This is a genomic window from Microcoleus sp. FACHB-1515, assembly GCF_014696105.1.
Taxonomy (GTDB): domain Bacteria; phylum Cyanobacteriota; class Cyanobacteriia; order Elainellales; family Elainellaceae; genus JAAUTJ01.
This window is the reverse complement of the sequence record NZ_JACJPO010000062.1, coordinates 20,944-39,808: the sequence shown is the minus strand read 5'-3', so window position 1 is coordinate 39,808 and position 18,865 is coordinate 20,944. Positions and strand designations below refer to the sequence as shown.

The 18,865-nt window shown below is 52.5% G+C and carries 22 protein-coding genes; 10 read left to right on the top strand and 12 right to left on the bottom strand.

Translation table 11 applies throughout. The features are described from left to right. The 7 genes from H6F67_RS21340 to H6F67_RS21310 form a co-directional block, all read left to right on the top strand. Positions 1 to 864 (top strand): HAD-IC family P-type ATPase (locus H6F67_RS21340; RefSeq protein WP_190768664.1); only part of this gene is annotated, 864 nt, incomplete at its 5' end. Positions 865 to 890: 26 nt separating this feature from the next. Beyond that, on the top strand, positions 891 to 1,823 hold the full coding sequence (locus H6F67_RS21335) for a vitamin K epoxide reductase family protein (protein WP_190768663.1): 933 nt from the start codon (positions 891 to 893) through the stop codon (positions 1,821 to 1,823). A gap of 40 nt (positions 1,824 to 1,863) precedes the next feature. Then, complete coding sequence (locus H6F67_RS21330; RefSeq protein ID WP_190768662.1) at positions 1,864 to 2,967, top strand: tetratricopeptide repeat protein; 1,104 nt, start codon at positions 1,864 to 1,866, stop codon at positions 2,965 to 2,967. Next, entirely contained in the window at positions 2,967 to 3,629 is a 663-nt protein-coding gene (locus H6F67_RS21325) for a cation diffusion facilitator family transporter (RefSeq protein ID WP_199304557.1), read from the top strand. The genes H6F67_RS21330 and H6F67_RS21325 overlap by 1 nt, the downstream gene beginning before the upstream one ends. Next, positions 3,626 to 4,444 carry a CPBP family intramembrane glutamic endopeptidase gene (locus tag H6F67_RS21320; RefSeq protein ID WP_190768661.1) on the top strand — a complete coding sequence of 273 codons (819 nt, stop codon included), beginning with the start codon at positions 3,626 to 3,628 and terminating at the stop codon, positions 4,442 to 4,444. The genes H6F67_RS21325 and H6F67_RS21320 overlap by 4 nt, the downstream gene beginning before the upstream one ends. 29 nt (positions 4,445 to 4,473) lie before the next feature. After that, positions 4,474 to 5,376, top strand: coding sequence for a cation diffusion facilitator family transporter (locus H6F67_RS21315; protein ID WP_190768660.1), 903 nt, complete (start codon positions 4,474 to 4,476; stop codon positions 5,374 to 5,376). A gap of 109 nt (positions 5,377 to 5,485) precedes the next feature. Next, positions 5,486 to 6,703: a M23 family metallopeptidase gene (locus tag H6F67_RS21310; RefSeq protein ID WP_206753927.1), complete on the top strand. Its 1,218-nt coding sequence runs from the start codon at positions 5,486 to 5,488 to the stop codon at positions 6,701 to 6,703. Between the two features lie 52 nt (positions 6,704 to 6,755). On the opposite strand, the gene H6F67_RS21305 is transcribed toward H6F67_RS21310, so the two are convergent. Beyond that, positions 6,756 to 7,478 (bottom strand): M23 family metallopeptidase, encoded by a 723-nt coding sequence (locus tag H6F67_RS21305; protein WP_190768658.1) that lies wholly within the window; start codon positions 7,476 to 7,478, stop codon positions 6,756 to 6,758. A 98-nt stretch (positions 7,479 to 7,576) separates the two neighbouring features. Next, positions 7,577 to 8,113, bottom strand: a complete 537-nt coding sequence (locus H6F67_RS21300; RefSeq protein ID WP_277874620.1) for a DUF305 domain-containing protein — start codon at positions 8,111 to 8,113, stop codon at positions 7,577 to 7,579. Between the two features lie 161 nt (positions 8,114 to 8,274). Here H6F67_RS21300 and H6F67_RS21295 point away from each other — a divergent pair, with 161 nt between their 5' ends. After that, complete coding sequence (locus H6F67_RS21295; protein ID WP_199304556.1) at positions 8,275 to 8,757, top strand: hypothetical protein; 483 nt, start codon at positions 8,275 to 8,277, stop codon at positions 8,755 to 8,757. Between the two features lie 86 nt (positions 8,758 to 8,843). Here the strand turns inward: H6F67_RS21295 and H6F67_RS21290 are convergent, their stop codons facing one another. Beyond that, positions 8,844 to 10,265 carry a hypothetical protein gene (locus tag H6F67_RS21290; protein ID WP_190768656.1) on the bottom strand — a complete coding sequence of 474 codons (1,422 nt, stop codon included), beginning with the start codon at positions 10,263 to 10,265 and terminating at the stop codon, positions 8,844 to 8,846. Between the two features lie 671 nt (positions 10,266 to 10,936). On the opposite strand from H6F67_RS21290, the gene H6F67_RS21285 reads away from it, so the two are divergent. Continuing rightward, on the top strand, positions 10,937 to 11,155 hold the full coding sequence (locus tag H6F67_RS21285) for a metal-sensitive transcriptional regulator (RefSeq protein WP_313926881.1): 219 nt from the start codon (positions 10,937 to 10,939) through the stop codon (positions 11,153 to 11,155). A 14-nt stretch (positions 11,156 to 11,169) separates the two neighbouring features. Here H6F67_RS21285 and H6F67_RS21280 read toward each other — a convergent pair whose 3' ends face one another. Continuing rightward, positions 11,170 to 11,328 carry a hypothetical protein gene (locus H6F67_RS21280; RefSeq protein ID WP_206753926.1) on the bottom strand — a complete coding sequence of 53 codons (159 nt, stop codon included), beginning with the start codon at positions 11,326 to 11,328 and terminating at the stop codon, positions 11,170 to 11,172. Positions 11,329 to 11,471: 143 nt separating this feature from the next. On the opposite strand from H6F67_RS21280, the gene H6F67_RS21275 reads away from it, so the two are divergent. Then, complete coding sequence (locus H6F67_RS21275; RefSeq protein ID WP_190768653.1) at positions 11,472 to 12,311, top strand: alpha/beta fold hydrolase; 840 nt, start codon at positions 11,472 to 11,474, stop codon at positions 12,309 to 12,311. Positions 12,312 to 12,348: 37 nt separating this feature from the next. On the opposite strand, the gene H6F67_RS21270 is transcribed toward H6F67_RS21275, so the two are convergent. The 8 genes from H6F67_RS21270 to H6F67_RS21235 form a co-directional block, all read right to left on the bottom strand. After that, on the bottom strand, positions 12,349 to 13,545 hold the full coding sequence (locus tag H6F67_RS21270; protein ID WP_190768652.1) for an acyltransferase family protein: 1,197 nt from the start codon (positions 13,543 to 13,545) through the stop codon (positions 12,349 to 12,351). An 85-nt stretch (positions 13,546 to 13,630) separates the two neighbouring features. After that, positions 13,631 to 14,554, bottom strand: a complete 924-nt coding sequence (arsN2, locus tag H6F67_RS21265) for an arsenic resistance N-acetyltransferase ArsN2 (protein WP_190768651.1) — start codon at positions 14,552 to 14,554, stop codon at positions 13,631 to 13,633. An 18-nt stretch (positions 14,555 to 14,572) separates the two neighbouring features. After that, complete coding sequence (locus H6F67_RS21260) at positions 14,573 to 15,157, bottom strand: metal-dependent hydrolase (RefSeq protein WP_190768650.1); 585 nt, start codon at positions 15,155 to 15,157, stop codon at positions 14,573 to 14,575. A gap of 5 nt (positions 15,158 to 15,162) precedes the next feature. After that, positions 15,163 to 16,329: an MFS transporter gene (locus H6F67_RS21255; protein WP_190768649.1), complete on the bottom strand. Its 1,167-nt coding sequence runs from the start codon at positions 16,327 to 16,329 to the stop codon at positions 15,163 to 15,165. 22 nt (positions 16,330 to 16,351) lie between these two features. Then, complete coding sequence (gene arsH, locus H6F67_RS21250; RefSeq protein ID WP_190768648.1) at positions 16,352 to 17,020, bottom strand: arsenical resistance protein ArsH; 669 nt, start codon at positions 17,018 to 17,020, stop codon at positions 16,352 to 16,354. Then, positions 17,007 to 17,483: a dual specificity protein phosphatase family protein gene (locus tag H6F67_RS21245; protein ID WP_190768647.1), complete on the bottom strand. Its 477-nt coding sequence runs from the start codon at positions 17,481 to 17,483 to the stop codon at positions 17,007 to 17,009. Before H6F67_RS21245 ends, arsH begins: the two co-directional genes overlap by 14 nt. Then, the gene (gene arsC / locus H6F67_RS21240; protein ID WP_190768666.1) at positions 17,476 to 17,901 is read right to left on the bottom strand and encodes an arsenate reductase, glutathione/glutaredoxin type; all 426 of its coding nucleotides are present in this window, start codon (positions 17,899 to 17,901) and stop codon (positions 17,476 to 17,478) included. The genes H6F67_RS21245 and arsC overlap by 8 nt, the downstream gene beginning before the upstream one ends. 25 nt (positions 17,902 to 17,926) lie before the next feature. Then, a complete protein-coding gene (locus H6F67_RS21235) occupies positions 17,927 to 18,670 on the bottom strand; it encodes an MIP/aquaporin family protein (RefSeq protein WP_190768646.1) in 744 nt (247 codons plus the stop codon). Positions 18,671 to 18,865: the final 195 nt, after the last annotated feature.

Sequence of the window (18,865 nt, the reverse complement as noted above, 5' to 3'; positions counted from 1 at the left end):
TTTAAGGTGAGCCAAATCGAAACGAGAAACGGATTTTCGCGCTCAGAAGTGCTGACCCTAGCCGCCAAAGCAGAAGTGCATTCCAATCACCCGGTCGCGCAGTCGATTCGCGACGCTTACGGGCAAGCGATCGCCGAAAGTGACGTGACAGACTACGAAGAAATTGCAGGGCACGGCATTCGAGCCAAAGTTGGAAATCAAACAATTTTGGCGGGGAACGATCGCCTGATGCACCGCGAAAAGATTGCTCACGACACCTGTGATGTGGGCGGCACGATCGTTCACCTCGCCGTCGATGGCCGCTACGCCGGATACGTTCTGATTGCCGACGAAATCAAAGACGACGCGATTCAAGCCATTCGCGACCTCAAGGCCGTTGGTGTTGAAAACACCGTGATGCTCACCGGAGATAACAAAGCCGTGGCTCAACGAGTGGCAGAGAACTTGGGCTTGAGTTCCTTCATGGCGGAACTGTTGCCGGAAGATAAGGTCAACGCGATCGAAACTCTCTTGAGTCGGGCAGGCAAAAGCAAAATTGCCTTTGTCGGTGACGGCATCAACGATGCGCCTGTAATCGCCAGAGCCGATGTCGGGATGGCGATGGGCGGACTGGGATCAGATGCCGCGATCGAAACCGCAGACGTGGTGATCATGACCGATGCCCCGTCCAAGGTGGCGGAGGCGATTCAAATTGCTCGTAAGACGCGCCGGATTGTGGTGCAAAACATCGTCCTGGCAATGGGCATCAAGGCCATTTTCATTGGACTAGGTGCGATCGGGCTGGCAACGCTGTGGGAAGCCGTCTTTGCCGATGTCGGTGTCGCGCTCCTCGCCATCTTCAACGCCTCGCGAGTTCTTAAATAGTCGTTTATTTCACACAAAACCTTCTCATGCCACGTCAACGATCTACCCCTTGGATTCAACGCTGGTCACGCCTGCTGATTGCGGGACTGGCCTCGATCGGAGCCGCCGTCACTGCCTACTTGACCTACACCAAATTTACGGGCAACGAAGCGGCTTGCCCGACGAGCGGCTGTGACATTGTGCTGTCGAGTCCGTATGCAACGGTGTTTGGTCAGCCGCTGGCGCTGTTCGGTCTGCTGGCCTATCTCAGCATGGTTGCGTTTGCGATCGCCCCACTGCTAATTAACAAGAAATCTGACCTGCAAGCCAAGGTTGAGAACACAACCGGACTGCTGCTATTTCTGGGTAGCACCTCAATGATGGTCTTCAGCGGCTACTTAATGTACCTACTGGCATTTGAGATCAAAACCGTTTGCGTTTATTGCCTTGCGTCGGCCTTTTTGTCGCTAAGCTTGTTCATCCTGTCGCTGATTGGACGCGACTGGCAAGATGTCGGGCAGCTTTTGTTTAGCGGCGCGATCGTTGGCGTGATTGTGCTAGTCGGCACACTGGGCGTTTATGCCAATGTGAATAACCCAGCGATCGCGCAGTCTTCCGCTGAGCAGGCACCCGGCTACAACATCACGACGCGATCGGGTGCGGCAGAAATTAATCTGGCAAAGCACCTCCAGTCGATCGGAGCCGTATTTTACGGCGCTTACTGGTGTCCGCACTGTCACGATCAAAAGCAGCTTTTTGGGCGAGAAGCCGCGCAGTTCATTCCCTACGTCGAGTGTGCCCAAGACGCCCCCAACACCGAAATGGCTCGCTGCCAAGCGGCGAACGTCCAAGGTTTTCCCACCTGGGTTGTCAATGGTCAAACCGTTAGAGGAACCCAATCTCTGGAGGAGCTTGCACAACTCTCTGGCTATCAGGGAGATAGGAACTTTCGCAACTCGCTAGAAACGCTGCCGCAGTGAGATCAGCCCGAAGAATTGTGAATCTCAAGGTGTGAAAATCATGCGGATAGCGCAGAGCATCGTCGGAGCGATCGCGGCAAGTCTCTTAGGTGTGGCAGCACCGCTGACTGCTTGGGCACACGATGCGAGTCAAACCCTGAGCGAACCAGAAGCCGATCGAGAGCTAAATGACATTTTTCAACGGGGTCGAAACCTTGTAGACGCAAACCGTTTCTCGGAAGCACTGGCGCTGTATCAGCACGCTAGCAGCTTAGCGTCAGATAATCCCCGCATCTTTTCGGCGATCGGCTATTTGGAAGCGATTCAAAGCAATTTTCCTGCCGCCGCCACTGCTTTTCAGCAGGCAATCGCCCTCGACACTCGCAACGCGGCTTACTCCTACGCTTATGCCTACAGTCTGGCGAATGCCGGAGACAATGCCGGAGCCGCCGCTGCTTATCGCCGCACGATCGAGCTAGAAGCAACTAATGTCAATGCGTATCTAGGGCTGGGCGTGGTGGCGTTGCGGCAGCAAGATTATGACGGCGCGATCGCCGCGTTTCGGCAGGTGATCGCTCTCGCTCCGACCAACGCGATTGCCTACCAAGCCCTGGGAATTCTTTTAATCCAGCAGGGGCAACTGGCCGAAGCCACTCAGATTTTTCAGCAGGTCATCGCCCTTACCCCACGTGATGCCACCGCCCGACTGAACTTAGGGATTGCCTGGTTGAGTCAAGGCAACGTGGCTGAAGCGATCGCCGCCTTTGAGCAAGCCGCTCAGCTTGACCCGGCCAATGGCATGGTGCGGCTGCAAATCGGCAGCATTCTTCAGGCACAAGGCAACGTGGAGGAAGCATTGCAGGCATATCAGCAGGCCGTCAGACTCCAGCCGGATCTCGTGGAGGCACGCAAAGCGATCGCCGATATCTTGATGGAGCAGCAAAACACGCTGATGGCGATCGTGGAGCATCGGCAGGTCATCGCGCTGGCTCCTCAAGATGCCAGTTCTTACTACCACTTGGGCGTTGCCCTGCGCGATCGAGGCCGCATGGCAGAAGCGATCGCTGCGTTTGAACAAGCCCACAGCCTCTTTCAGCAGCAGGGAAATCAAGACGCCGTTCAACAAATTGAACTGATATTGCGGAATTTGCAAGGATCGGGATAATGGCGATCGACATGATGCAGGTTGAGCAATTGAAACAACCCTCTGATCTTGAATCGATACCAGCTCAGTGCCTTTGGCTAGTGCTCGGTTTGCGATCGACGCTGTTTCTCGTCGAACTCGCAATTGGCATCTGGAGTCACAGTTTATCGCTATTAGCTGGCGCAGGTCATTTATTCTCAGATGTTTTTTCTTTAATCTTGACACTATTGATCATTCGGCTGCTGCGACGGGGCGTGATGCAGCGCTCGACTCAAACCTATCGGCGCGTCGAAGCTGGAATTGCCGTCCTCAACGGCTTGAGTTTAATCGCGACCGCACTGCTCATTTTTCAAGAAGCAATTCAGCGGCTGCAAACGCCTCAACTCCTAGCGGGTCTACCCATGCTCGTTGCTGCTTTAAGTTTAATTATTAATATTTACTGCGTTCGCTTGCTGCATCCAGAGAGCCATCACAGCCTCAATATTCGTGGAATTTATCTACATGGAATTGCTGATATTTTCAGCGCGATCGCGGTTCTACTATCCGCTCTAGCCGTGTATTTCTTGCAGTGGCTTTGGGTGGATACGGCGGTCGGATTGCTAGTTGCAGTGTTAATTATTGCCAATGCGTTCGTTTTGATGCGATCGGGACTTCAACTGCTAAGGACTCAATCGATCGAATGACATTTTTACGCTCAAAAATTGCGCGTTATCCAGCCCCGATTCGCTTTAGCGTTTTTGTGTTGATGCTGATGCTGTTGTGGTTGCCGATTGCCGCTCCAATCTATTTCATTTGGCGATCGAGTAGCGCTGTGGGGATTGCTTTGCTGCTAATTCTTTACACAGCGTTTATTTGGCTACTGCGTCGTTGGGGTAGGCGCGTCCATCAGCAGTTGCACCCGCTTTATGAGCATGGTCTAAAGCCAACCTCGCGCAATCAACTGGAGTTAATCATCAGTTTGGTATTTGGATTTGCAAGTATCTTCGCGCTGTTTGGCCTGGAAGGATGGTTTGGCTGGTTGACCTGGCAAGCAGTGCCGCCGACGCTGATTCGATCGCTGCTTGAGGGTTTGGGGGTGGCGATCGCCGTGAGCTTTGCGGAAGAACTTTTGTTTCGCGGCTGGATGGTGGACGAATTCCGATTGGACTACGGCTATGGCGTTGCCCTGTGGATCAGCAGCACAATCTACGCGGCTGTGCATTTCATCAAACCCTGGGCAGAAATTGTCCGAACCCTGCCCAGCTTTCCCGGACTGCTATTGCTGGGACTGACTTTAGGCTGGGCAAGGCAGCGATATGGCGATCGATTGGGCGTTGCGATCGGACTTCATGCCGGACTGGTCTGGGGCTATTACCTCGTTGATGTCACAGATTGGATTGTCTACACCGATCGAGTGCCAACTTGGGTGACAGGCATCGATCAAAATCCGCTGGCCGGAGTTATGGGTCTAGGTTTCCTGGGACTAATCGCCCTTGGAATTCGCGGAACAAAACATTAACTATCAACAACCTCTATGGGATTTGAGCAATGTCACACAGCCACAACCATCAGCCAGCCAATTACAATCGCGCCTTTATTATCAGTGTTGCCCTCAATTCAACCTTTGTCGTAATTGAAGCTGTTTACGGAGTTTTAGCAAATTCTTTAGCCCTAATTGCAGATGCGGGTCATAACTTGAGCGATGTTTTGGGACTCGTTTTTGCTTGGATAGCCAGCTTGCTCGTTCGCCGCTTGCCAACTTCACGCCGCACGTTTGGATTTAGACGCTCTTCGATTTTAGCTGCACTCTTAAATGCAGTTTTTCTGCTTGTGGTGTCAGGTGGATTGGGCTGGGAAGCGATTCAACGACTGCGTGAACCTGCTGCGGTTGAAGGAACAACTGTAATCATTGTTGCGGCGATCGGCATTGTGATCAATACTGGCAGTGCCCTCATGTTTCTCTCTGGACGAAAACGCGATTTGAACATTCGTGGTGCATTTCTTCACCTCGTTGCAGATGCGCTCGTATCCGTCGGCGTTGTTCTCGCAGGTTTCGCGATTCTGGTGACAGGATGGCTATGGGTTGATTCAGTTGTGAGCCTAATTGTGACAGTTGTGATTGTCGTTGGCACTTGGCGCTTGTTTCGAGAATCACTCAGCCTAATTATGGATGCTGTTCCTGCGGGAATTGAACCGTTAGCTGTGCGGACTTATCTCAGGGAGCTTCCTGAAGTTGCAAGCGTTCACGATCTACATATTTGGGCAATGAGTACAACTGAAACGGCATTAATGGCTCATTTGGTGGTGCCGAACGGTCATCCTGGCGATGAATTTTTAGCACGAGTTTATCGAGACCTGCACGATCGATTTAGCATCGAACATCCCACCATTCAAATTGAATTGGGAGATGCAGCAATTCCCTGTGCGCTAACACCTGATAATGTTGTCTAACGCCTCGGCGTTACAGTTATGATATTTCAAGCCCTGCGCCTTCATTATTGGCGACACGCTTCGCTGCCTACGGGCACACTTGCACTTGCTCTTTCAGGCTCAGATGTTCATGATGTCATCCCGTCACACGGCTCAATTATTTGCTCCTCGTTCAGCCTATCGGCAACTGCTGCAAGGAATCGCCTTGGCAGGCGGGCTAAGCTTGCTTAGCAGCGGCGTCAGTTTTGCTCAAGTTGCTGATCCCGCTGCGAGTGTGCCCAGCGCTCAAGATTTGCTCGCTCCCGCCGCGCCTGCTCCCATTGCCGCGCCGCCTGAACCCATGATGCGATCGCAGCCCGAAGTCGCTCGCCCTGAAGCGATCGCCCCGATTGAAGCACCCCGCCCCGCACCTGTGCAACAGGTCGAACGCCCCCGCCGCGAAGCACCTGCACCTGCACCTGTAGTTGAAGCACCCGCTCCGCGTCCGGCTCCCAGTGCCAACACCTACATCGACACGACCGACTACAGCATCGGGGCAACCCAGCGCGACGAGCAGCGACCCGGATCGATCATGCTCTCAGAGCGATCGACCGGATGCCAATATGCGCTTTCTCAAGGTAGCAGCGTTCCCAATAGCGTTTGTGCGAATCGCCGCATTCCCGTTGCTAGCGGAACGGCCAGCACTGCAACCGCGAGTGGAGGAATTCCCAGCCTTGTGAGCCGCAGCCAAAGGGCGATCGCTCGTTCGATCGGCACTCGTCCTATGAGCGCATCAAGTGCAACCGCCAGCGGCAACCGCTTCTACAATCTCACCGTCCGCCCGCCCGGACGGATTGGCAATAACAATACGGCAATGGTTTTTCCACTATCGATTCCTGCCGCGATTACCTCGGTCTTTGGCTGGCGCATTCATCCGATCGCAGGGACTAGACGCTTCCACAGCGGCATAGATTTGGGCGCACCGATGGGCACTCCAGTTTTGGCGGCTTATTCAGGACAGGTGGCAAGTGCAGACTGGATGGGCGGCTACGGTCTGACAGTCATGTTGAATCATGATTTAGAGGCTCGTGATCGCGACAGCTTCCGCCAGCCGACTGCCCAAACGCTTTACCCGCACATGTCTGAACTGTTTGTGCAGCCCGGTCAATGGGTGAATCAGGGCGAGGTGATCGGGCGCGTCGGCAGTACCGGGTACTCAACTGGTCCGCACCTGCACTTTGAATATCGTGAACTCACCGATCAAGGCTGGCAAGCGCTTGATCCAGGTCAGATGCTCGAAACTTCTCTTGCCCAGCTTGTTCAGGCATTGCAGACGGCGCAGGCTCGACCCGCAGACGATCGCGGCTAAAAAGTGTTATGCACTTTTGGCTAAAGCGATCATGTCATCTAACACCGAGGCGTTATCGCACAGCTTGGGCTTGTTGAGCCTGATACATTGCTCTTAGCACGTAAGCAGGATTGACGTAGCTATCGTTATATTTAAGCGTCCAATGCAGGTGCGGGCCAGTTGTGCGACCCGTCATGCCCACTCGACCCATCGGTTCTCCTGCTGAAATCGGTTGACCCTCCCGAATATTGAAGCCACCGCTGCGTAAATAACGTCCATCATTGCCTGATTCAACATTGCCTTGCATGTGGCAATATTTCGCTGTCCAACTGCCAGATTGCACCACGATCGAAGTTCCACAAGCGGTATTGTCTGAAACTTCCAAGACTTCACCTGTCCACCAATTGCGAATAGAACTGCCTTCGGGAGCCGCCATATCCAAACCATAGTGAAATTCTTCAGACGCTCTGCCATCGGGTGCAACTCGATAGCCAAAAGCAGAAGTGTAAGCTTGAAAGTTTTCAACCGGAAAAGAAGCGTTTTGCCATAGATTTGGGGCAACCTGATCCGGTTGAACTTGGGCAATTGACGTTGGCGCAGTAATGGTTAGCGTGTCGGTTGCCTGTTCTTCTAAACGCGATTCGAGTGGAGCGCTCGCCTCTGGAGGTGCATCAAAACTGAGCCTTGATTGAATTGCTGCTACTGTTTCTTTTTGAGCGATCGCCGTTGCAGATAAAAAGCTCAACCCAGCAACGATCAGCACAGCTTTGAAGCACAAACTACTTTTAGCACCCATATGCCAATTCAGCTTAATTTCGCCCATTTATTCAACACTAAATTGGCTCAACTGGCAAGAGGATATTTAAACAATCCAATTATGATTACTCGAACAGTTTACTGTCCGTACCATTGCTGTTTCCACTCGCGCAGTCGATCGAGTTCCTGTTGCTGACTGTCGATAATTGCTTGAGCAAGCTGCTTCATTTCCGGGCGATCGCTGTTTTGCAATACCTGTTTCGCCATCTCAATGCCGCCCTCAAAATGCGGAATGAGTGCATTAATTAGCCGCAGATCAAACTGCTCATCCGCATCTCCTAATGCTTCATTGGTTGTCATTGCTGCGGGCATCGGGACGGTTTGCCCCGTCTTGGCGTCGTACATCACGTGGGTATCGCCCGCCGCTGAGTACCAATTAACCCGCCATACTTGCATTTGAGCAATTTCTCGCGCTTGCTCGTTCATCAAGGTTTGAGCAAACTGCTTGATCTCCGGGCGGTCTGACTTTTGCAACGCCTCTTGCGCCATCCTCACTGTTTTTTCGTGATGAGGAGTCATTGCATCGATAAACCGCAGATCAAAAGATTTATCTTTCGGCCCTAAATCGGTATTATGGCTTATGCTATCCAGTGACGTTTCGGAACTATGATCCATTCCAACTATTGGACTTTCGATCGCGGGAGAAGCTTGTTCCGAACTATCAGATTGAGGGTTGGAAGATGAACTGGTACAGGCAGTAATGCTAGTCGACAACAGGGCGGCAATACTACCCAAAACTACCATCAGTAGCGGCTGCTTAAATTTCATCATTTTGAGTGACAGTTGCCTTTGAATTTCCATCTCACTATTCATCCGTCTTCTTTGCTATCCGGTTAAGTTTCAAAGTGAATTCACTAGGTTTTACAGCTTGTCTTTTGACAAGTATAATTTGCTGGTTTATGCTTGATGACCTACAAAATCTCAGCACAATTTACATGCAAGAAAGCAAAAAGCGCCTAAAGCTTGTGTCGATCGGCATCGCTCCGCACGACGGTATATTTTCGATTGGAGTATCGCCGCACGGAATTATTTCGATCGGCGCAATTCCGCACGGATTAATTTCTATTGGGTTAGCCCCAATGGGAGTAATTTCAATGGGATTGGTTTCAATGGGGTTGGTTAGTGTGGGAACCGTATCAATGGGATTATTGAGTATCGGGCGATCGAGCATGAGTATTTTACAGCTAGATAGAAGTAGCTTTGCCCCGCAAGAACAATCAGCCCCTAACGCCGCTGATCACGAAGGTATGGGGCACTGAAATAACTTGAAGAAACAGCTTGTTGAGGGGCAATCACTTCCTCAACAAGCTGTGTTGATCTCAAGGAAAAAACACAGCAAGAACCGTTAGCTACGGAAGAATTCGCGCGATCGCTGCGTGAACTGCATCGTGTTCTGGTTAAAGTTCAAGCGATTTTCGCCCGTTGCGAATCCAGCCTCACCATCGCCATCAAGATCCACGTTCGTGTGAGCATTGACGTAGAGGTTGCCAGCTAGCAGTGCCGCTTGCTCTTCTGGCGTCAGCTTAAATTGCCCGGAGAACGTACCGGATTTGGCATCCGTGATCGTCTCGCTCAGGTATCGAACCACAGTGGCATCGGCGAAATTGCCGCGACTGTCATCCGCCGGAGAGAAGTGCATGTGAGTTCCAGACAGGTTGTTGCCCTCGACATCCTTGGGAACTTTCAAGAAGCCGTCAATTAGCGCCTTCGGGTCAGAACCATTGAGAATTCGAGTCTTGGGATCAAGTTCTGTCTCACCCTGGCTAAACAGCGGTGCGCCATCGAAGTCTTTGTACGATCCGCTGATGTTGAGCACGCCGCCTTTCAGTTCAGCATTGAGTTCACTGGTTCCGGGGCTATCGGTTCTGAAGGGAAACTCCGTGCCGCCGCCGCCTTTGGCCGTGCCGATCTTGAAGCCATCATCGCCGACAAACAGGAAGTCATCGCCGCCGCGACCAATCATCTTGTCGCGTCCGGTTGTGCCGTTAAGCTGCTGTCCGCCATCACCCGTTTCTTGCGTATTGGAGAAGCGACCAAATTGACCGATGCGATCGACCAGTTCCGACTGGACTTGCACAAAGTTTTTACTCGTCAAGCTCTCAGCCTTGGTGAAGGTCAAAACCCCCAAGATGTGATTGGCGGATTTGTCGATGATCAGCGTGTTATTCACACTGTCAAACGGCTGCTTCAAGCCACCTTTGCCCGGATTTTTGCCCTGAGCAACCACGATGTTTTCCATCGCCACGCTCGAATCAATGGCGATCGTGTCTTTGGTGGGGTCAAAGTCAAAAATGCGATTGGTCGTTTCGGCTCCCAGCACGATCGCATCTCGCCCGGTGCCCGTGGTGAAAGTGTTAATCCCACCGCCTTTGCCGACGATGATGTCATTGCCACCCCCAGCAATCACCGTATTGTTGCCAGCGCCAGGATCGAGGAAGTCGCCGCCGGAGAGCGCCATTCTCACTAGCTTGCCGACGCTGCGGCGACCTGTGGCATTCGAGAGATCGATCGATTTGATATCCACTGCATTCAAATCGACGTGCGATTCCGGTTTGCTGCCAGGATTGCCGTGATCGTGGTCGGCATCTTCGCTGGCAATTACCGGAGCCTGAACAGTTGCAGCCAGGGCATCTTTTAGATCTGAATCGAGAACAGACGAGCCTTGCGTCGCGTTGATCGCGCTTGTCGTCGTCGCAGTTGGAACAAACAAATCTGTTGCGCTAACTTGATTTTGATTCTCCTCTGGTTTTGGGGCAAATCCTTCCATGATGTCTCCTTAAAATTTAGACAAAGTGTGAAAGATGGCGAACGACCGCTATCTCGTGAAGACAGCGGATGCTGATGCTAAAAAGGTGAATGCGCTCAAATCAGTTCGATTGTCAGTGCTCGTTCCCTGAAAAGTAAAAGACGGTAAATGCAGGCCAGTCGTCAACTCACAAACACTGATAATTAAGAAGATGAAGTCCGGGGCTGAAACGTTTAGAAACTCTGAGTTCTATGCAAATCAGTCGTTGCCCTCTTTCGCCACTAGCGTAGAGCAAGTTCGATCGAGATGACAATAGAAATCGCCCTACTTTTGAATATCTGATTGATTGTGCATATATTGCTGACTTTTAATTGGAATTGCTGATGATAACGGTTCTAATTAATCAATGGATGTTGAAGTTGGCGTTTGAGGGTATCAAGAACAAGCTTGCCCACTAATTCTGATGTGACACCCAAATAACTGTCCCAGGGCGATCGATAGCTTGAGTCCCGTAGCGCTGCTTTTCACCCATAATAAAAGATACAAACAAGGCGAAAAACCCTTCCTCTTGTATATTTTCTAACAACAATTCAACCAAAGGGCGGGCAAGAAATACGCTGTTTATCAGTGTTGAGTTTCTTGAAACATAAGTGCTTGAGCAAAGCAAAAGCCCCTAGTACCGCCTTGCTCGCATCAGCGGCCATGTCGAGGGCATCCAGAAGATGATCAAGGCAGAACGACCATGCCCAGATGTGATTGTGCAGATCATGGTGGTGCGATCGTCCCTGAATAAAGTGGCTTCCTTGATCGTGGCCGATCACACAGAACACTGCTTAGTGGAGGCGGCTGAAAGTGGAGATGTTGAGGCCGAACTAGCGAATCTTCGAGCGGTGCTCGATCTGCTGCTCTAGCGCGTCACGATAACTTAGATGGGTTCGGTCGCCAGTTCAAGCAGCCATTTGACGGCAAGATTCAGCACAACGACAGCAGTGGTCATGATCGTGCTTCTCGCACTGGACAGCACAGCGATCGCATACATCACACCGTTGAGCCTCGCACTGGACAGCACAGCGATCGCATACATCACACCGTTGAGCAATCACAACCGAAGCGGCTTAAATCAGTGGATGAGCATTTCAATCGTGGCTTGCTTCCATTCATTCCATTCATTAAACAACTAAACTTTGATGGTGTGATCCTGGCTTATATCAGTCACATCAAGCAACCATGCAACAGAGTCCGCAAGATCAATATGTTTGGGTGGGTGATGTGAATACGCGCTATTGGCGCTTGGGGACGCAGGGCAGCGCGATCGTCTTCATTCACGGCATCGGCAGCGCGATCGAAACTTGGGCGCTCAATGTTGAGGCACTCGCACAGCATCACCAAGTCTATGCACTTGATCTCGTCGGCTCAGGGCGATCGGATAAGCCGCTCACTTCCTACTCGCTAGTGGCTCTCGCCGAGTTTGTTAAAGGTTTTGCAGATGAAATGGGACTCGATCGCCTCAGCTTGATCGGCAACTCGATGGGCGGCGGAATCGCGCTGCAATTTGCCCTGTTGTACCCGCAGCAGATCGAGAAGCTGTTGCTGGTCAACAGTTTAGGGCTAGGTCAAGAGGTTTCTTGGAGCTTGCGACTGGCAAATCTGCCCTTGGTAGACCGATTCTATAAGCCCACCCGCAGCAGCACGGCCTTGACCTTGAAGCAGGCTGTCGAGAATCAAGCCTTGATTACAGACGAATGGATCGATCGCTTCCACACCCTCCTGAGTCTTTCCGGCGCACCGGAGGCACTCATCGCCCAGATTCGCACCAATATTGATTGGTGGGGGGTGAGACGTGAGGTTTATCAGCCGATCGTCGATCGCCTCTCCACCATTACCGCGCCTACACTGATCGTTTGGGGAAAACAAGATCAAATTTTGCCCGTCGCTCATGCCCAAACTGCAATGCAGCAGTTGCCGAATGCTAGCCTCCAGCTTTTTGATCCTTGTGGGCACTGGTCACACTTTGAGCGAGCCGCAGAATTTAACCGCCTTGTCTCCGAATTCTTGACGAATTTTTAATCATGATTCGGTCGATCGTTTGACTGAGTTAACGATTCTAGGATTGGCTATCTTGAATAATTGCCTGTCGCGAAATGAGTTTAAGTCCAAACAAAAATCGAGCCAGATTGAAGCGCCGAATCAACAGTTCATACAGCGCGATCGTCACCAGCAGCGACGCCGTACTAATGACGATAAACTTCGCCATGATGCTAACATTCCAGCGCACGACGTAAAAGCCGATTACCACTAAAACCGTTTGGTGAAGTAAATAAAACGGATAGGCTGCTTCGTTGGCGTATTTCAGCAGCGTATGGTTGAAATTCAAGTACCGACGACCGAGACCCAATAGCGCGACGACCCAAAACCAAGCGTTGCAGCCTCGAAAGCATTGATACAGAATATAGACCAGGAAATAGCCACGATCGGGAATGCTGTGGGTTTGCCATAGCCCCAGCAAGATGCTCATGCACAGGGCAGCCAGACCCGAAGCAATACCCAGATGCTTGTCGATCGCTTCTCCAAATCGATCGTCTGAGCAGATGAGATAGCCGTAAACGAAATACAGCAAATATAAACAAACGTTTGCCCAGTCATCGTAGAGATTTTGAAACCCAATCCAGTGCGGTCGCAGCGCCCCTTCGATCGCCGCTAAGGGCAATCCCAATAGCAAAATCACGCCCGGTTTTTCGACCCAGTTTGCGAGTGTCGATTGCCAGTGCGATTTGGGCTTTCTCAACTCAAGCAGCAGCGGCAGCACCACGATCGAAAACGTGAATAGATAGAGGATGAACCAAAGATGCCCCCACTCAAAATTGCCGTGCGGACGAATGCCATTGAAGAATTGCGGGTAGAACTGGAAGTATGAATCGTGATAGCTAGAACGACTCACGAGCCGCAGATAGACCTGGGGCGGAATCAGTACCAACGTGCCGAAGACAAAGGGAATTAAAAGGCGCTGACCGCGCTCTTGCACATACTGCCGAGCCGATCGAAATGACAGCGCAAACCAAGTGCCTGCCCCGGACACCAGAAAAAACAGGGGCATGTGCCACTGATGGACAAACAGAATGAAGCCGTTCATGATCTGGCTCGATCGCACATTCTGAATGTAAAACTCGCCCAACTCGCCCTGATAGAAAATGGCCGCTGTATGGAAATACAGCAGGAGCAGAACGGCCAGCACTCTGAGCCAGTCGAGATCGTAGCGCCGTTGCCGCGCTTGAGTGGCCTTCACGTTCTCAGTTGCCTGCATCACAGTCAAAGTCGGTAAGATTGGGGCTTCACCTTTTAAGGTAGGTCGATCGCCTCGATTCCAACCCCTTCCGTCAGAGATGGGTTTAGAGCAGTTTTTCCAGAATCAGCGTGTCTTGCCAGCGATCGTGCAACTGTCCTTGTTCCTTGTAAATGCCAACTTTACGGTAGTGCAGTTTCTCGTAGAGTTTGACTGCCGCAAGTTCTGGGAACGTGGTCAAAACGAGTTTATGAAACGCCACCGCTTTCGCCCGCCGCTCTAGCGCTTGCATCAAGGCCGTTCCAATTCCGGTTGATCGATTGGGGCGATCGACATACACCGACACATCCGCCACCCAACGGTAGGCGTAACGCGCATTGAAGGGATTGAGGCAAGCCCAACCGACGACCTCCCCTTGGCGCACCGCGACGATCGCCACATAGCGATCGCGATGATTCTCTAGCCACGTTTGCTGCTGCGCCTCGGTGCGTGGTTCGGTCTCAAAGGTTGTTCCTTCCTCAATGCCCTGGTTATAGATGCGCGTGATGGCTGGAACATCCAGTTCAGCAGCACGGCGAACCAGCAGCGGTGCATGATGCAGCGTCAGGGTCATGCAGTCGGCAGAAGCTGGACAAACCCCTTGAAATTCGGCGGACGCAAGGACGACGGGCGGAACCTGAGTGCGATCGCCCACTTGAAATCCAAAGCGCAAAAAGAAGTCGGAGGCCGAGGTTGTCAGTAAAAATAGCTGCCGAATGCTGTCACTGTAGGCTTGGTCAAGTAAGCGCCGCACTAATTCTTGCGCTAGCCCAGCCGATCGACACTCCGGCACGACCGCGACCGACCGCAGCAACGCAGCGGGAGCATACCACTCCAGTCCAGCCACGCCGACGATCGCGCCTGCTTGCTCTGCCACTAGAAAGTACGGGAGGTGTTTGGCGAAATCAGCATTGGGCAATTGGCAGCGATCGAGCAGTTGGGCGATCAGTTTGGCATCTTGAGATTCAGCTTGGCGGATCACGTCGAACATGGTTGGCCTGTTTCTATTTCAACGATCGCAATGAAATCGGTTGACCTTGCGGAAAAATCGACAGACTCGCTGCTTGAGCAGATAAATCAACAAAACACCATCGAGCGCCAGTTCAAACACCTGAAATTGCCTGCCGTAGTGGTTTGAGTCCCAATAGCTCACTGGACTGTGAAACCGCAAGTTCCAGTTGAGGGGAAACAACAGCAGCGGCCCATCATCGGCGTGCGTCAAAATATCGACCGCACTGTGCAGTAGACACGCAACCAGAAACCAAAACCACCCGCACGATCGAGACCCAATATTGCGGCGCGATCGCCACACCACGCTCAGCCCAACCAGAAGCAGCACGGGCGAATGCAGAACATTGTGACCAATGAGCCAAAGCGGATGATGAAAATAGAGGTCATCAAACAGCAGATGCGCCACGTCTGCGCTGTCCCAGCCCAAGAGGAAGCGGTAGTAGACGATGCCGCCGATCGACAAGATCCACAACGGCACATCTGGCGCGACAGATCCCAACAGAAACGCTGTTTTGACGATCGGAACTCGTGGCAAAGCTTTGTCGATCGCCGCCGCCATCAGCAAGTGTGAGGGAGTGTTCATGCGCTTCAGCCTCCCAAAGCGGTCGATCGACTCACTCGCAATAGCACTGGAATCGCTAGCAGTTGCATCCCAACGGAGAAAACCACCAGCCAGCTTAAAGCGCGATCGTACAGGACTCCCATCAGCGCACTCCCTGCGAACCAAGCTAGACCATAGCCTGTGTTGAAAATGCCATAGGCAGACCCGCGACGTTCGGGTGGAACCATGCCCGCCACGACTGCTTTCAAGATTGATTCTTGCGCTCCCATGCCGATGCCCCACAGCACCATTCCCCAAGCGGCAACCGCAGAACCACCGACGAAGATGAGGGGTGCAAATCCCAGCGAAAACAGAATGGCAATGATTAGCGTTGTAATGCCGATGCGATCAAACCAGTAGCCGAAGACGAGCGCCGCGATCGCATCCACGCCCATCGCCAGCGCATAGAGCAGCGGAATCTGAGTTGGCTGGTTCATGCCTGACTGTTGCAGGTGAAAGGCAATCAGCGGAAAGTCCACATAGCCTGCGGCGATTAGGGCGACCGCACTCAGGTAAACCCAGAACTGGCGGGGCAACCCTTCTGAGTGCAAATCCTGAAGCGTTGGCTCAAACTCACGCGGATTCGGGTAAAGCCGTTGACCAATCAGCAACACCGCCAGTCCCAGCAAGGCGGGAATTGCCAGAATTGCAAAGCCACCGGGATAGCTCCCCTGCGACGCAAGCACGGCTGTAACTAACAGCGGGCCTGCAACCGCCCCAATTTGATCCATTGCCTCGTGTAGCCCAAAGCCAAAGCCCCTGCCCACATTGATCGCGGCGTGAGAGAGCAGCACATCTCTGGGCGGAGTCCGAATCGCTTTTCCAGTGCGTTCTGCAATCATTAGGCCAGCAAGTACTTCCCAGCGGCCAGCCAGTGCCATCAGGGGAACGACAGCAGTATTGATGAAATAGCCCAGCGTTGTGATGCCCCAATACTGGCGGGTGCGATCGCTCCAATAGCCAGTGAGCAATCGCAAGCCATACCCGATCAACTCCCCCAGTCCCGCTACCAAACCCACGATCGCGCCACTAGCTCCCAATGCCCCCAGGTAAGCCCCTGTAATGCTGCGTGCTCCTTCATAAGTGGCATCTGCACACAGGCTCACAAATCCCAGCAAAACGATAAATCTCAGGGCAGGGTTGCTTTTGAGCATTTAGGTTGGTTGGAATGCAAGGCTACATCTTATTGAGATTAACGCGATTGAGGGTTTTGCCAATGTCGCGCACCGATGCTTGAGTGCCGTTTTCTTTGCGTTCGCTGTAGCGATCGGTCAGATACTCCACCTGATCGCGCAGCAGCAAGGTGAATTTGTAAAGCTCCTCCATCACATCCACGACGCGATCGCGATAGGCCGAATCCTTCATTGTGCCGTCTTCGTTGAATTCCTGATAGGCTTTCGCTACTGACGATTGATTGGGGATGGTGAACATTCGCATCCAGCGACCGAGCAACCGCAGCGTGTTGACGGCGTTGAATGATTGCGAACCGCCACTCACCTGCATCACGGCTAAGGTTCTGCCCTGCGTGGGGCGAACGGCTCCGATGCTCAGCGGAATCCAGTCGATCTGGTTTTTCAGGACACCCGTGATCTGCCCGTGCATTTCAGGGCTTGTCCACACTTGGCCTTCTGACCACTGGCTTAGCTCACGTAACTCCTGAACTTTCGGGTGCGTATCGGGCACACTGCCGTAGATGGGCAGTTCACGCGGATCGAAGAATTTAACTTCAGCGCCAAATTCTTGAATAATTCGCGCTGCCTCTTCTGCCAGCAAGCGGCTGTAAGACCGTTCACGCAATGAGCCGTACAAAAACAAAATACGAGTGGGATGATCAGACGCGCTCACCAAATGATTCTCCGGCTAACTGTTGTAGAAATGTAGTTTGGGCTGTTCGTAATTCAGCGTTGGAATTGGCGGTTTGAATAATTTGCATCGCCTCTTCATAGGATGCTCCGGTGCAAATTAAATAAGCAGCCAACATCGTTCCGGTGCGACGATTGCCGCTGGTGCAATGCACAGCAACCGCACTGCCAAGCTGATGTTGCTGCTCAACAAACGCTTGAAGCTCCTGAATTTGTTCACGAGTGGGGGCTGTTCCTCCCTTTGTGGGCAGCCAACGAAAGGGAAGCTTGGCCTGCTCATAGAGATCGAGATCAGTGGGATCGTCCATCACGGAGACGATCGCCCCAACCCCTGCCGCCTGTAAATCAGCTAGCTCTTCCACTGTGGGCTTGCGAACTCCAGCGAGCTTGCCTGGAATCACCCACCACAGATTTTCTGCGATCGGCTGGGGCTGCGGCTCACTCATGCGACTTGCCTGACACGACGGGTTCAGCGGCTAGGGATGCGATCAAGCCAATCACCCGTTCTCGCACTTGATCGCGCACTCTGGGAAAGATTTCGGGCTGCTCGGCGGGGTCATCTAACTGCCAGTCTTCAAACACTTCGCGTGTGACCCAAGCGGGCGGCAGATTAACGCCGCAGCCACACAGCGAAATGACGATATCGAAATCTGCTGGATCAAAGTCGCTTAACGGTTTGGAAGTTTGGCAACTAATATCAACGCCTGCCGCTTGCATCGTGGCGATCGCCTCTGGCCGCACTTGGCTCGCTTCGAGTCCTGAACTGGTCACGTCAATTTTTCCGGTTCCCAAGTGTTTGGCGAATCCTTCGGCCATCTGCGATCGCGCCGAGTTCTTTTTGCACACAAACATGACACGCTTCATCATGTAACTCCTTTCAATGTTGAAACTAAAAGCTGTCTGATCGAGCGTCTTTGAAGAACAACCGCTTGTAAAGCAATACGGCCAGTTGCGCTCCGACGATCGGCGCGACCCAATACACCCAATGGTGCTGCCAGAGATTGCCGACGAGGGCAGGCCCCAGCGATCGCGCCGGATTCATGCTCGCTCCGGTGATTGGCCCCATCACAGTGGCTTCAAGTCCGACCGTCAGGCCGATCGCAATCCCGGCAAAGCCCACTAATGCCCGCCGATCCAAACCCGCCCCCAAAATCACCAGCATCAAAATGAACGTCAAAATGCCTTCCAGCACCAAGGCCTGAAGCCAGTTGTCTTGGAGGGGCAAGGTTGCACCGAGATTGGCGACAAACCCAAACGACAATCGCAGCACGAATGAGGCCGCGATCGCGCCCATCGATTGAGCGAACAGGTAGGGCAGCACTTGATGTCCTGGAAAGAAGCCACCGCTCCACACCGCCAACGTCACGGCTGGGTTCAGATGTGCCCCACTGATGTGACCGAGCGCATAAATTAAGGCGGCCACCACCGCCCCAAATACCAAACTGACTCCCAGATGTGTGATCGCCCCCTCCGTGATGTAGTTGACCATTACGGCTCCTGTGCCTGCAAAGACCAGCACAAATGTCCCGATCGCTTCGGCAATCACGACAGCGGAAACAAGTGGCTTAACGCCTTTAACCCAAACTTGCACGATCGAATGGGACTGCGAATAGCGGACGGATTTCAAGCTCATCTTTTCAGCTCAATCAATGAATTGCGATCGCTAGAATGTCCGCTCTTTTCCGTCGAGGTCGGATCGCAGCAGCCATAAGTCTCCTCCACGCAGGATTTGCACCTGCTGAAGTGTTGATGTGGTCTTTATATCACATCTAAAAATATTGATACATCAAATTATGTTGATGAGTCAAGCAGTTAGACTGAGGCAGAG

Coding starts and splice junctions, on each gene's coding strand:
- H6F67_RS21335 (WP_190768663.1), top strand. CDS start 891: ATGCCACGTCAACGATCTACCCCTTGGATTCAACGCTGGTCACGCCTG.
- H6F67_RS21330 (WP_190768662.1), top strand. CDS start 1,864: ATGCGGATAGCGCAGAGCATCGTCGGAGCGATCGCGGCAAGTCTCTTA.
- H6F67_RS21325 (WP_199304557.1), top strand. CDS start 2,967: ATGGCGATCGACATGATGCAGGTTGAGCAATTGAAACAACCCTCTGAT.
- H6F67_RS21320 (WP_190768661.1), top strand. CDS start 3,626: ATGACATTTTTACGCTCAAAAATTGCGCGTTATCCAGCCCCGATTCGC.
- H6F67_RS21315 (WP_190768660.1), top strand. CDS start 4,474: ATGTCACACAGCCACAACCATCAGCCAGCCAATTACAATCGCGCCTTT.
- H6F67_RS21310 (WP_206753927.1), top strand. CDS start 5,486: ATGATGTCATCCCGTCACACGGCTCAATTATTTGCTCCTCGTTCAGCC.
- H6F67_RS21305 (WP_190768658.1), bottom strand. CDS start 7,478: ATGGGTGCTAAAAGTAGTTTGTGCTTCAAAGCTGTGCTGATCGTTGCT.
- H6F67_RS21300 (WP_277874620.1), bottom strand. CDS start 8,113: ATGGATCATAGTTCCGAAACGTCACTGGATAGCATAAGCCATAATACC.
- H6F67_RS21290 (WP_190768656.1), bottom strand. CDS start 10,265: ATGGAAGGATTTGCCCCAAAACCAGAGGAGAATCAAAATCAAGTTAGC.
- H6F67_RS21280 (WP_206753926.1), bottom strand. CDS start 11,328: ATGTATGCGATCGCTGTGCTGTCCAGTGCGAGGCTCAACGGTGTGATG.
- H6F67_RS21275 (WP_190768653.1), top strand. CDS start 11,472: ATGCAACAGAGTCCGCAAGATCAATATGTTTGGGTGGGTGATGTGAAT.
- H6F67_RS21270 (WP_190768652.1), bottom strand. CDS start 13,545: ATGCAGGCAACTGAGAACGTGAAGGCCACTCAAGCGCGGCAACGGCGC.
- arsN2 (WP_190768651.1), bottom strand. CDS start 14,554: ATGTTCGACGTGATCCGCCAAGCTGAATCTCAAGATGCCAAACTGATC.
- H6F67_RS21260 (WP_190768650.1), bottom strand. CDS start 15,157: ATGAACACTCCCTCACACTTGCTGATGGCGGCGGCGATCGACAAAGCT.
- H6F67_RS21255 (WP_190768649.1), bottom strand. CDS start 16,329: ATGCTCAAAAGCAACCCTGCCCTGAGATTTATCGTTTTGCTGGGATTT.
- H6F67_RS21245 (WP_190768647.1), bottom strand. CDS start 17,483: ATGAGTGAGCCGCAGCCCCAGCCGATCGCAGAAAATCTGTGGTGGGTG.
- arsC (WP_190768666.1), bottom strand. CDS start 17,901: ATGAAGCGTGTCATGTTTGTGTGCAAAAAGAACTCGGCGCGATCGCAG.
- H6F67_RS21235 (WP_190768646.1), bottom strand. CDS start 18,670: ATGAGCTTGAAATCCGTCCGCTATTCGCAGTCCCATTCGATCGTGCAA.